The 12,600-nt window shown below is 62.7% G+C and carries 9 protein-coding genes and 1 pseudogene; 7 read left to right on the top strand and 3 right to left on the bottom strand.

All coding sequences use genetic code 11. The features are described from left to right. Positions 1 to 18: 18 nt before the first annotated feature. A complete protein-coding gene (locus GC1_RS07160; RefSeq protein WP_019296380.1) occupies positions 19 to 1,068 on the top strand; it encodes a quaternary amine ABC transporter ATP-binding protein in 1,050 nt (349 codons plus the stop codon). Positions 1,069 to 1,079: 11 nt separating this feature from the next. Next, the gene (locus GC1_RS07155) at positions 1,080 to 2,597 is read left to right on the top strand and encodes an ABC transporter permease (protein ID WP_019296379.1); all 1,518 of its coding nucleotides are present in this window, start codon (positions 1,080 to 1,082) and stop codon (positions 2,595 to 2,597) included. Between the two features lie 181 nt (positions 2,598 to 2,778). Here GC1_RS07155 and GC1_RS07150 read toward each other — a convergent pair. Together GC1_RS07150 and GC1_RS07145 are read right to left on the bottom strand one after the other, a co-directional pair. Next, a pseudogene (locus GC1_RS07150) lies at positions 2,779 to 3,000 on the bottom strand (YdhR family protein); the annotation flags it as partial. 170 nt (positions 3,001 to 3,170) lie between these two features. After that, positions 3,171 to 4,193: a LacI family DNA-binding transcriptional regulator gene (locus GC1_RS07145; protein ID WP_019296377.1), complete on the bottom strand. Its 1,023-nt coding sequence runs from the start codon at positions 4,191 to 4,193 to the stop codon at positions 3,171 to 3,173. A 114-nt stretch (positions 4,194 to 4,307) separates the two neighbouring features. Between GC1_RS07145 and GC1_RS07140 the strand changes: the two genes are divergently transcribed. The 5 genes from GC1_RS07140 to GC1_RS07120 all read left to right on the top strand — a co-directional run bounded on the left by GC1_RS07140 (position 4,308) and on the right by GC1_RS07120 (position 10,273). Then, positions 4,308 to 5,819 carry a tripartite tricarboxylate transporter permease gene (locus tag GC1_RS07140; RefSeq protein WP_019296376.1) on the top strand — a complete coding sequence of 504 codons (1,512 nt, stop codon included), beginning with the start codon at positions 4,308 to 4,310 and terminating at the stop codon, positions 5,817 to 5,819. After that, positions 5,816 to 6,271, top strand: coding sequence for a tripartite tricarboxylate transporter TctB family protein (locus GC1_RS07135; protein WP_019296375.1), 456 nt, complete (start codon positions 5,816 to 5,818; stop codon positions 6,269 to 6,271). Before GC1_RS07140 ends, GC1_RS07135 begins: the two co-directional genes overlap by 4 nt. 41 nt (positions 6,272 to 6,312) lie before the next feature. Further along, the gene (locus tag GC1_RS07130) at positions 6,313 to 7,272 is read left to right on the top strand and encodes a Bug family tripartite tricarboxylate transporter substrate binding protein (RefSeq protein ID WP_019296374.1); all 960 of its coding nucleotides are present in this window, start codon (positions 6,313 to 6,315) and stop codon (positions 7,270 to 7,272) included. 68 nt (positions 7,273 to 7,340) lie between these two features. Further along, positions 7,341 to 8,762 carry an acylating sulfoacetaldehyde dehydrogenase gene (gene sauS, locus GC1_RS07125; protein WP_019296373.1) on the top strand — a complete coding sequence of 474 codons (1,422 nt, stop codon included), beginning with the start codon at positions 7,341 to 7,343 and terminating at the stop codon, positions 8,760 to 8,762. Then, entirely contained in the window at positions 8,759 to 10,273 is a 1,515-nt protein-coding gene (locus tag GC1_RS07120; protein ID WP_019296372.1) for a class I adenylate-forming enzyme family protein, read from the top strand. Before sauS ends, GC1_RS07120 begins: the two co-directional genes overlap by 4 nt. A gap of 729 nt (positions 10,274 to 11,002) precedes the next feature. Here GC1_RS07120 and GC1_RS07115 read toward each other — a convergent pair. Continuing rightward, on the bottom strand, positions 11,003 to 12,592 hold the full coding sequence (locus GC1_RS07115) for a GMC family oxidoreductase (protein ID WP_019296371.1): 1,590 nt from the start codon (positions 12,590 to 12,592) through the stop codon (positions 11,003 to 11,005). Positions 12,593 to 12,600: the final 8 nt, after the last annotated feature.

Here is a 12,600-nt window from a genome sequence, read left to right as displayed (position 1 = left end):
AGTTAGACGGGGGTCCGGATGGAAAAGGACATTGCAATCGACGCACGCGGCGTCTGGAAGATCTTCGGCGCACGCTCCGCCGAGGCGCTGAAGGCCATTCACGCCGAACGGCTGACCAAGCCGCAGGTGCTGGAGCGGTTCAACTGCGTGGTCGGCGTCGCCGATGCCAGCTTCCAGATCGAACGCGGCGAGCTGTTCTGCGTGATGGGCCTGTCTGGCTCCGGCAAATCGACGCTTGTGCGCCATGTGAACCGGCTCTTGGAGCCGACCGACGGCCATATCTACATCAACGGCGACGATGTGATGGGGCTGAACGCCGAAGGCCTGCGCGACCTGCGCAACCGCCGGGTTGCCATGGTGTTCCAGAACTTCGGCCTGATGCCGCACCGCACGGTGCGCGACAACGTGGCGATGCCGCTGGAAATCCGCGGCACCGGCAAGGCCCGCCGCTGGGAGGAAGCCGACCGGGTGCTGGAACTGGTGGAGCTTTCGGGCTGGGAGGACAAATACGCCCATGAGCTGTCGGGCGGCATGCAGCAGCGCGTCGGGCTGGCCCGCGCCATCGCCTCCGACCCCGAGATCCTGCTGATGGACGAGCCGTTTTCAGCGCTGGATCCGCTGATCCGCAAGCAGCTGCAGGACCAGTTCATGGAGCTTTCCCGCAAGCTGGGCAAGACCACCATGTTCATCACCCATGACCTGGACGAGGCGATCCGCATCGGCCACCGCATCGCCATCATGAAGGACGGCCGCATCGTGCAGATCGGCACGCCGGAGGAGATCATCCTCAACCCGGCTGATGACTACGTGGCGGATTTCGTGGCTGGCATCTCCAAGCTCAACATGATCTTCGCCCATTCGGTGATGAAGCCAGTGGCGGAGTTCGAAGCCACCCACGGCGCCCTGCCCGCCGACGCCAGGGAGGCGCGGCCCGACATGGACCTAAGCGACCTGATGGAACTGGCAGTGGACGGCCACGGCATCGTCAAAGTGGCGGATGATGGCACCACCGTCGGGGTGATCAACCGCGCGGGCCTGATCCGCGCCATTCAGGACAGCCAGGCGTGAGGAGAAGGGTGATGCAACACATCGACCAATCACAGATCAAACCGGAGACCGCCGGACGCCTGAATGCGCTGGTGGCGGAATTCACCGGTCAGTCGCAGGCCTATTACCAGCGCGTTTTCTCCTACATGATGGAGGCGCCCGGTTACCGCTTCACCCTGAACCGCGCCGCCGCGCTGCTGGGGCCAGTCTGGTTCGGCGCCCGGGGCCTGTGGTCCTGGTTCCTGGGCTTTCTGCTGCTGGAAACGCTGGCCTATATCCAGATCGCGATGGGGCTGTTCGGTGACCTCGGCCGGGACTCCCGCCTGCGCGCGGAACAGATTGCCCAGACGCTGGACCTGCGGCACCAGCAGATCGCTGCAGCCGAGGCCTCGGGCGCGTCCTCGCTCGAGTCCCTGAAACGCGCGGCAGAGTCGCTGGAGGCGGCGTTGACCGGCGCACAGCAGGCCGCGGCAGCCGCCAATGCCAGCGGCACCATCTACCTGATCGCCGGCGCGGCGCTGTTGCTGGCGGTCAAGTTCCTGGCGGCGTCGCTGGCGAACTGGACGCTGGAGGGGCAGTTTGCCCGCTGGCGCTCCGACCGCCGCGTCGCCAGCGGCTGGTCACTGCCGCGGCTAATCGTCTCCTCCGTGCTGGCCGCCGCCGTGGTTGTGCTGTCGGCGCTGAAATTCGCGATGCCCGATGCCTTCTCGCTGCTGAACGCCTTCCCCACCAACCGCGACTGGCGGCTGAACGTCGGCGACGGGGTGCAGGCGGCGTTCGACTGGACCAAGACCTCCGGGCGCGGTTTCTTTGACGGGCTGACCGCCGGCATGCGCACGCTTCTGGACTGGATCGAGGTGGTGCTGGTCGATACCCCCTGGCCGGTGGTGGCGCTGGTCATTGTGATGCTGGCCTACCTGTCGGCAGGCGCCCGGGTGGCGATCTTCACCGGCGCGGCGCTGGCCTACCTGGGCCTCTTGGACTTCTGGGAAAAGGCGATGACCACCATTGCCCTGCTGGGAGCCGCAGCGCTGATCTCGATCACCCTGGGTATCCCGCTCGGCATCTACTGCGCCCGCCGCCCCAAGGTTTTTGCGGTGGTGCGCCCGGTCTTGGACTTCATGCAGTCGATGCCCTCCTTCGTCTACCTGATCCCGGTGGTAGCCTTCATCGGCTCCGGCAAGCCCGCGGGCGTGGTCGCCACCATGATCTTCGGCAGCCCGCCGGTGATCCGCTTCACCGTGCTGGGCCTGCAGCAGGTGCCGGAAACCGTGCGTGAGGCCGCGCTCGCCTTCGGCGCCACCCCGCGTTACCTCCTGTGGCGGGTGGACCTGCCGCTAGCGCGCAAGACGATCATGGCCGGCGTCAACCAGACCATCCTCTTGTCACTGGCGATGGTGGTCGTGGCCTCGCTGATCGGCGCCAAGGGGCTGGGAGAGGACGTGCTGGAAGCGCTGCAATATGCCGCCGCCGGCCAAGGCATCCTGGCGGGCCTAGCGATCCTGTTCTGCGCCCTGATCCTCGACCGGATTGTCGCAGGCAAACGATGACCTGAAAAACCGTATCTGGCTTCCGCCGGGTGCGGCTTTCTTGACTGTCCAAAAACTTCTTCAGCTGTAACCTGCTATCGAAGCTGGAGAGTGCCTCTTCTGATGCTGACAGGAGAGGACGTTTAATTAATAGAGCCTTTAAAAAAACAGTCTGAAACGGGGTGCGGTTGAATTGGCTGGGTCATTCCCTCACATCAAATACGTGGTCGCTGACGATTTCGATGCCGATCGAGGCCAGGTGCGGAATATGCATGGCCTTGTAGGCTTCCAGGTGCTCTAGGGCTTTGATCAGATAGGTGGAGCCAAAGTGTTCGGTACCGGCCTCTTGGGTCCAGATATTCCGGACAACAACTAGGTTCTGGGCCATGCTCTCGGCAAGATTTTTGGTGCCTTGGAGGAAGTCTTCGGTGACGGGCCATCATAGGTCAGCTGGATGGGTAATCCCCCATTTTTTCGGAGCGCTTACTCCATCAGGTCCTGAAGATCAGGTTTTCCGGTTCAAATGCAGCAGGCTTCTGTATGAAAAGCTGTTGCTTGTGGCAGTGCGGGCTTGTCCAACTGGCGCTGTTGGTTTTAAACAGCACCGGTTGTTCCGCGTAAAACGTGCTCCAGTTTACAGCAGATTCTGAAAGGCTCCGGCGTTTCAGAGGTTATGAAGGCTGTGAACTGCTCGCCGGCGAGCGTCCCGATGGTGCCAGCAGGGATGCGAACCGTTGTCAGCCCCGGTTCGACTTCGGCGGATCCTTTGAAATCGCCGATGCCGATGACCGACAGCTGCTCCGGCACCCGCAGCCCACAGCGCTGCGCTGCATAAAGCGCGCCCTGGGCAATCACGTCATTGCCGCATAGCAGCGCGCTCGGTCGGGACGGTGCCGACAACAGCGCAAGGGCCGCCTGCTTGGCCTGCGAAACACTGTATGGCGCTTCCGACTTGCGCCCCTCCGGCACCGCCACGCCAGCGGCTTCAAGTGTTTCCAGAACCGCCTCCAGCCGGTGCCGTGCCCGGTCGTTGCCGCGGGTGTCGGGAAAGATTAGGCCGATGTCCCTGTGCCCCAGGGCTACCAAGTGCTCTGCGGCCATCCGCCCGGCCAGTTTGTTGTCGGCGCCGACGCAGGGCAGCTCGGCATCCTCTGCATAATTCCAAATCGCCATTGCCGGCGTTTCCTGCTGCGCAATCAGCCGCGAGGTTGCTTCGGAATGCTCCAGCCCGATCAGCGCCACACCATCCACCCGGTGCTCCATCAGCTTGCGCACCATCTCGTATTCCCGCTCCAGATCATAGCCGTGCGAGGCCAGAAGCAGGGTAAAGCCGGCCCGGTCGATCGCATCCGAGAACGCCTGGATCACCTCGGCAAAGATCGCGTGGTTGATGGTCGGCACCACCAGCCCGATGGTGCCCGACCGCTTGCCGTGCATCATCTGCGCCGCGCGGTTTCTGACATATCCCAGTTTCTGCACCGCACGGGTGATCTTCTTGCGAGTCGCCGGGCTTACCAGATCGGGGTGATTGAAGGTGCGCGACACCGTTGAGGGCGACACTTTTGCAGCCTTTGCCACCGCAACGATATCCACGTTACCCTTCTGTTTCGGCGCCATAATCTCCCCTCCCCCCGGCAAGATTTATGAAAACGTTTGCAATACTATTTTCATAGCCTAACCTGTTTTGTCAACAAAAGTAAAAGCGCGATCAGCCGGGTTGGGAGGCCCCGAATGGACTTCATATTTTACTTCGGAGATGTGTTCTCGCCGCTGTCATTCCTGCTGCTGCTGGGCGGCACAATCGGCGGGCTTATCCTGGGGGCAACACCGGGGCTTTCGCCGACAATGGCGGTGGCGCTGCTGATCCCCTTCACCTTCCATCTGGAGGCCGTTCAGGGCCTGATTCTGCTGGGCGCCGCCTATACCTCCACCGTGGCCGGCGGCGCAGTCAGCGCGATCCTTCTGAAGATCCCCGGCGCACCCGCAAACATCGCCACCACGCTGGACGGCCACAAGATGGCCAAGCAGGGCCAGGGCGCCAAGGCGCTGCAGCTGTCGTTCCTGGCCTCCGCCGTCGGCGGCATCTTCGGCGTGCTGCTGCTGATCTTCCTGACCCCGCTGCTAGCCCAGTGGGCGCTGGCCTTCGGCCCCTCGCATCTGTTCTGGCTGGCGATCCTGGGCGTCACGGTGATCGGCTCGCTGGACTCGGCCTCCGTGGTCAAGGGGCTGCTCTCGGGCTGCATCGGCTTGTGGCTGGCCACCATCGGGTTCGACGACATCATGGGCGCCCAGCGGTTCATCTTCCATCCGTCGCTTGGCGGCGGTATCAACATCATCGCGGCGCTGATCGGCCTCTTTGCCATCCCGCAGGTGCTTACCATGTTCGCCAAGGGCCGCCGTGCGGACGGCGCCGAGGTGATCGAGGTGCAGAAGCATTCCGTGCTTGACGCCACCCGCGAACTGCTGCGCCGCCCGCGCGCCCTTAGCATCGGCACCATCACCGGCTCCATCATCGGGCTGATACCCGGCGTCGGCGGCCAGATCGCCGGGCTGGTGGCCTATGACCAGACCAAGAAGTTCTCCTCCGAGAAGGAGAAGTTCGGCAAGGGCCACAGCGAAGGCGTGATCGCCGCAGAGGCCGCCAACAACGCCATGGTCGGCCCGTCGCTGGTACCACTCTTGACGTTGTCGATCCCCGGCAGCCCTACCGCCGCGGTGCTGCTGGGCGGGTTGCTGATCCACGGCATTTTCCCCGGCTCTGATCTGTTCGACAATCACCCGGATGTGGCCTGGACCTTCATCAACTCGATGCTGGTCGGCCAGGTCCTGATGTGCCTGTTCGGTCTCTATGTGGCGGGCCTCGCCGCCCGCGTTGCCCAGGTGCCGCAATCGGTGATGGCCGCCATCGTGCTCGCCCTCTCCGCCTTCGGCGCCTACTCGGTGCAAAGCTCGATGGGCGACGTCTACGTGATGGCCTGCCTCGGCATCGGCATGTACTTTCTGGAACGTTTCGGCTTTTCCGCCGCGCCGCTGGTGCTGGGCCTGATCCTTGGTCCAATCGCTGAGGCGAACTTCATCCAAGGCGGCATGATCGCGGACGCCACCGTCGGCAAGGCCAGTTACTTCCTGTCGGGCGGGCTGAACATCTTACTGATCGCCGTGGTCGTCGCCTCCATCGCCTACTCGGCCTGGATGGAACTGCGCAGCCGCCGCTACACCACCAAAGAGGAGGCGCAAGCATGAACCGGTCTCAGCACATCCTTGGCTCCGGTCTGGTCTTTGCCGTCGGCATCTGGGTCGCCTGGGTCAGTTACACCCAGCAGCCTGCCGAGGCCTTCCTGTTTCCGCGCCTGATCGCATCCGTCTTTGTGGTGCTGGCGGGCTGGACCTTCGGCAAGGCTGCCCTCGGCCTCAGCAAGGTCGGCTCCGGCGTGTCCCGGACGATGTTCCTGAACATGGTTCCGGGTCTGGCGGTGATGCTGATCTATGTCTTTTGGGCAGCCAAGGCGCTGGGGTTCTACACCGCCACCGCCATCGGATTTTTCATCCTGCTGTCGCTCTACGACCCGGCGCCGCATTCCGAAGGCAAAACCTGGGTAAAACGCATGCTGGTCACCGCCGTCTTCGTGGCGGTGATGTACGGCCTCTTTGCAAAACTGCTGAGTGTCTACACGCCGCGGGAAATTCTGTTCTGACCGCGGGAACGCGGTCAGAAACCAATAGGGAGGAGAAGAAAATGAAGAAACTGATTGCAGGCGCTGCCATCGCGCTGATGGGCCTGGCAGGCGCTGCCATGGCCGAAGAGTACCCGGAACGCCCGATCATGATGATGGTCTCCTACGGGGCCGGCGGGGCAACTGATTTTCAGGCCCGGATCGTCACCATGACCGCCGGCAACGAGGATGCGCTGGGAATGCCCATCGCCATCATCAACAAGCCCGGCGCGGGCGGCCGTGTCGGCTGGAACTGGTTTGCGACCCAGGCCGATGCCGACGGCTACACGCTCGCGGCCTACAACGTGCCACACTTCATTGCGCAGTCGATCAAGGGCGGCGTGTCCTATTCCGCAGACAGCTTTGAACCCATCGCCAACTGGGGCGCAGACCCGGCGGTCTTTGTGGTCGGTGCTGACAGTCCCTTCAATTCGATGGCGGATGTGGTTGCCTATGCCACGGAAAACCCGGGCAAGCTGACCTTTTCCGGCGCCGGCCTGTTTGTTGGCCACCACATCGCGGCGCTGCAGATCGAAAAGGCCGCAGGCGTGAAAATGGCCTACATCCCGACCAAGGGCGGCGGTGCCGCTGCGATGAAGGCAGTGATCGCCGGTGAGGTAATGGGCGGCATCAACAACCTGTCGGATGCCTACCGTGCGCAGGAGGCCGGCAACGTCAGGATCCTGGGGGTTGCCGACCTGCAGCGCTCCGATTTCCTGCCCGACGTGCCCACCATGCAAGAGCAAGGTCTGGAGGTCGACAATTCCTCCGTCAATTTCCGCGGCGTGATGGTGCCCAAGGGCACGCCGCAAGAGGTGATCGACAAGCTCGCTGCAACCGTGCCTGCGATGTTCGCCAATGACCGGGTCTCCAAGAAGATGGCGGCCGGCGGCTCACCCATGCACATCATGACCCGCGACGAGGTCAAGGAGATGTGGGCCGCCCGCGAACAGACACTGAAAGAGCTTCTGGCAGGGCTCTGATCCCAGCCGGAACTCCTCCGGGGCGCGCACAGCCGCAGCGCGCCCCGGCCTAGAAATCGAGGTAAGACATGAACGCTCAGGACGCACTCGCCTCCGGCGCCGCCGAGGTGGAACAGATCGTGGTGCGCGCCCGCACCGCCCAACAGGACTTTGAAGCCAAGGGAAGCCAGGCTCTCTATGACAAAGCTGCCCTGGCGGCCGGATGGGCCATCATGGAGCCCGCCCGCAACCGCGCCCTGGCCGAGCTGGCGGTGGAAAGCACCGGCCTCGGCAATGTGCCGGACAAGATCACCAAGAACCACCGCAAGACGCTGGGACTGCTGCGCGACATCGCGGACGTCCAGACCCATGGCATCATCAGCGACGACCCTGAAACTGGCATCACCGAGATCATGCGCCCCATCGGCGTGATCGGCGCCGTTGTTCCCTCGACCAACCCGGCGGCGACGCCTGCCAACAACATCATCAACGCGCTGAAGGGCGGCAATGCCATCGTCGTGGCCCCCTCCCCCAAGGGCGTCGCTTCCTGCGAGTTGCTGCTGGCCTATATCCACGCCGAGTTTGCCAAGCTGGGCCTTAATCCTGATCTGGTGCAGATGATCCCTGCACCCGGTTCCAAAGCCAAAACCCAGGCGTTGATGGAGGCCGCCGACCGGGTGATCTGCACCGGCAGCCAGAACAACGTCCACCGCGCCCAGTCCTGCGGCACGCCTGCCGTGGCCGTGGGGGCCGGCAATGTGACCGTGATCGTGGAAGAAACCGCGGATCTGGCCGATGCCGCGGCCAAGATCACCGCTTCCAAGTGTTTCGACAACGCCACCTCCTGTTCCTCGGAAAATTCCGTCGTGGTGGTGGATTCCATCTATGACCAGTTCATTGCAGCGCTCGCCCAGGAAGGCGGCGCGCTGGTGCCGGAGGCTGAGGCAGATGGCATCATCGCCAGACTCTGGCCGGACGGCCATCTGAACCGCGCGGTCATCGCCCAGGATGCCAGCAAGATGCTGGGCGCATTGGGCATGGCCGGCAAAGTCCCCTCAGACACCAAATTCCTGGCGGTGGAAACCAGGGGCATCGGCCCGGATCACCCGCTGTCCGGAGAGAAGCTGAGCCGCATCCTCGCCGTCTACCGGGCCGCGGATTACGCAGATGCCAAGGCCATCGCTACCCGCATCCTCACCCATCAGGGCGCCGGCCACTCCATCGGCATCCACACCGCCCTGGACGGGCGCGCCGTCGAACTTGGCCGCGAACTGCCCACCTGCCGGGTGATCGTCAACCAGGCGCATACTTTCGCCACCGGCGGCGCCTTTACCAATGGCATGCCGTTCTCCCTGTCGATGGGCTGCGGCAGCTGGGGCGGCAATTCCATCGACACCAACCTCAACTGGCGCCACTTCGTCCAGTCCACCAAGATTGTACGCGAGATTCCCGCCCGCGAACCGGCGCTGGACGACATCTTTGCCACCTACTGGGCGGAGGTGGGCCAATGATGGAACCGCCCAAGGGAACCACCCGTGACTGGCTCGACACACGCGCAGCAGAAGGCGGCACCGGCTTTGTCTTTCCGGACGGCGGCCCAGATCTGAGCTGGCAGGAGCTGCGCAAGACGGCAGAGGCAATCGCCCGCTACCTGACCGCCAAGGGAATCGCCAAGGGCGAAAGCATCGCCATCCTGCACCCCAACGGGCGCGAAGCGCTTGAATGCCTTTTCGGCGTGCTCTACGGCGGCTTCCGCGCCACCATGATCAACCTTGTTGCCGGCAACAGCGCGGTGTCTTACGCCCTGCAGCACAGCGGCGCTCGCTTTGCCTTTGTCCACCCCAGCCAAACGGACCTGTTTCAAGAGACTGCCAGCCTGCCCTTTCTCTCCCCTTTGGACCAGGCGGCAGCAACCGGCGGGTCACCGGCAGAGCTGCACCCGCTTTCTGCCGGTGACCACGCTTTGCTGATGTACACCTCAGGCACAACCGGCCAGCCCAAGGGGGTGGTGCATACGCACGCCAGCCTGCTGGCGGGCGGCTGGACCACCGCCGTGGCGCATGAGCTGACACCGCAGGACCGCGGCCTCTGCGTGCTGCCCATCTACCATATCAACGGGCTCTGCGTGACGGTGATGGGCGCGCTGACCTCTGGCGGCTCGCTGGCCATGTGCGAACGCTTTTCCGCCAGCCGCTTCTGGGCCCATGCCGGCTGGTCGCAGGCCACCTGGTTCTCTGTGGTCCCCACCATCATCTCGCATTTGCTGCACTCGGATCTGGACCCCGTTGACAGCACTAAGGCGCGGCTGCGCTTCGGCCGTTCCGCCTCTTCCGCACTGGCTCCCGACGTTCAGCGCGCGTTTGAGGATCGCTTTGGAGTCCCGATCATCGAGACCATGGGCCTGACTGAGACCGCGGCCCAGATCCTGTCCAACCCCCTGCCCCCGGGCATCCGCAAGATTGGTTCGCCCGGTTTTGCCTACGGCAACGAGGTGACAATCCTCGATGCCCGGCTGCAGCCCGTCAGTGATGGCAGCGAGGGCGAACTGGCGGTGCGCGGCCCCAACGTCATGCTGGAATACCTGAACAACCCGGAAGCCACGGCCGCGACCTTCACCCCAGACGGCTGGCTGCGCACCGGCGATCTGGGCCGTATCGACGGCGATGGCTACGTCTATGTCACTGGGCGGCTCAAGGAACTGATCATCAAGGGCGGCGAAAACATCGCCCCGCGCGAGATCGACGAGGCGCTTTATTCTCATCCTGACGTGATTGAGGCCGCCGCCTACGGACGCCCCTGCAATACCTACGGTGAAACAGTGGAAGCGGCGGTGAAAATCCGCGACGGCTCCAGTCTTACCACGCTGGAGCTTATTGAAATCTGCCGGTCCCAGCTCGGTAATTTCAAGTCTCCTGACGAGGTCCACATTCTGGACGACCTCCCCAAAGGCCCATCCGGTAAGATCCAGCGGAACAGGATCCTTGAGGAGATCACGGATCGCGTGGCCGGGAAGAGCAGCTGAGAGAAGCGTCAGGCAGGACTTGCTAGTTGGATACAGCGCGACGACGGACCAATACCAGAATAGGATCTGAAACGGTAACGTCGCCGCCAGATGATAAGGTTTCCTCGCGTCGCAATTTGGAAGGAGTGGCAATGGGTCCTAACTGGCTGTAATTCGTGAAGGTAACGGGGCCCGGCACCCGCATGTCAGCAGTGCAAAGCCAGTCGGGGAGATACTGCTTCCTACAGTTCTTCCAGTTGGAAACTATTTTATTGGCTCGTTCCTGAGCGACCAGACATAACTAAGAAAGGGAGTGTATTCGCCATGACCGTGTCGGCCGCGGCATTCCGGATGCCTGGGAATTTGGTATCTGAGCGAACTTGAGGGTCAGCCGTGCCACGCTCTGTTCTGTGGCGTCAGACACCAGCTTCGAAATACGCTTACAGCAATTCGGTGGATGAACTGGGTGCTGCTATAAATTTTCTGCGAGCATATCCGCCTCCAGCTACATGCATTTTCTTGAAAGCTCAGAATCGCTGTAGCGCACGTCTGGTTCACTGTGGTCGGCAGCACAAGGAAATAGTCCCATTCTCTATTCTCCCATCAGCCCCTCAATCAGAACCGGACAGTCTAAGAGGATTGCAAATGCCGCTTGTACGTTGCTGAGGCTGTGTTTGGAGGAAAACCTTGTGCATCCTTGGGTTGACGTCAGGAAGGTAAGTCGCACTCTTGGTTCTAGGTGAACCGAAACTACTGCAATATCAGTTCACTGGCCTTTTCCCCGATCATGATCGCGGGCGCGTTGGTGTTGCCCGACACGATCTCCGGCATGATTGAGCAGTCCGCCACCCGCAGGCCCCGAATGCCATGCACGCGGAGTTCCGCATCAACCACCGCGTCGCCGCCCTGTCCCATCTTGCATGTGCCGGTGGGGTGATAAATCGACGCGGTGTTGCTGCGTGCCCAGTCCAGCGTCGCCTCGTAATCGTTCATCGGCAGATCCGCACTTGGGCGGAACTCCTCAGAGATCTTCGAGGTCAGCGGCGCGTGGCGGGCGATCTTGCGGGCAATGTTCACCCCGGCCACGATGGTCTGGCAGTCGGTTTCGGCCGACAAGTATTTCGGTATGATTTTGGGATAGGTGTTCGGATCGGCGGACACGATCCGGATCTCGCCTTTGCTTTCAGGGCGCAGCTGGCAGACCGACATGGTGAAGGCCGAGAAGGGATCTGCCCCCTTGCCCGGGTTCTCGGCCGACAGCGGCTGCACGTGGAATTGGACGTCCGGGGTCTCCAAGTCGTCGCGGGTCTTCATGAATCCGGTGGCCAAGCTCGCGGCCATTGTCATCGGACCGGCCCGGAATAGCGCATATTTCAGGCCTATCTTGGCCTGGCCGAACAGGGTGCGGACCTCGTCGTTCAGCGTCGGCTCATTGCATTTGTAAACCAGCCGCGCCTGCAAATGGTCCTGCATGTTTTTGCCGACGCCATAGAGGTCCTTTTTGACCTCAATGCCGTGTTCGGCAAGCTGTGCCGCCTCGCCGATGCCCGACATCATCAGGATCTGGGGCGAGTTGATGGCGCCGCCCGACAGTACGATCTCGCGCCGCGCGGTGATGCGCTGCATTTGCCCCGACCTGTCCTTGTACAGAACCGCCACGGCGCGGCCGTCCTGGATGTCGACCTTCTGCACCATCGCTCGGGTGATGATCTGCAGGTTCTCGCGTTTCTTCACCGGATTCAGGAAGGCCACGGCGGCGCTGCAGCGGCGGCCTTTCTTGGACGTGAGCTGGAAGAAACCGACGCCCTCCTGGGTGGCGCCGTTGTAATCCGGGTTGAACGGGTATCCCGCCGCCTGCGCAGCCGCGACCCAGGCATCCGTTATGGGGCGCTGGATGCGCATGTTGGAAACCGACAGCGGACCGCCGGTGCCATGGAATTCATCTTCGCCGCGCTCATTGTTCTCGGAGCGTTTGAACAGCGGCAGGACATCCTCCCAGCCCCAGCCGGCATTACCCATCTGTAGCCAGCGGTCATAGTCCTGCGGCTGTCCGCGCACATACAGAAGCCCGTTCAGAGAAGATGAGCCACCTAGAACTTTGCCGCGGGGCCATTCGATCGAACGGCCGTTCAGGCCCGGATCCGGTTCGGTCTTGTAGCACCAGTCGACCGAGGGGTTGTGGATCGTCTTGAAGTAGCCAACAGGGATGTGGATCCAGGGATTGATATCCCGCCCGCCTGCCTCCAGCAGCACCACCTTGTTGCTTGGGTTGGCGCTCAGCCGGTTGGCGATGACGCACCCCGATGACCCCGCTCCGATAACAATGAAATCTGCTTCCACGACCTTCT

Origin of the sequence: Leisingera sp. ANG1 (assembly GCF_000203975.2) — a bacterium.
Lineage (GTDB): Bacteria > Pseudomonadota > Alphaproteobacteria > Rhodobacterales > Rhodobacteraceae > Leisingera.
This window is presented reverse-complemented; position numbering and strand designations above follow the sequence as displayed.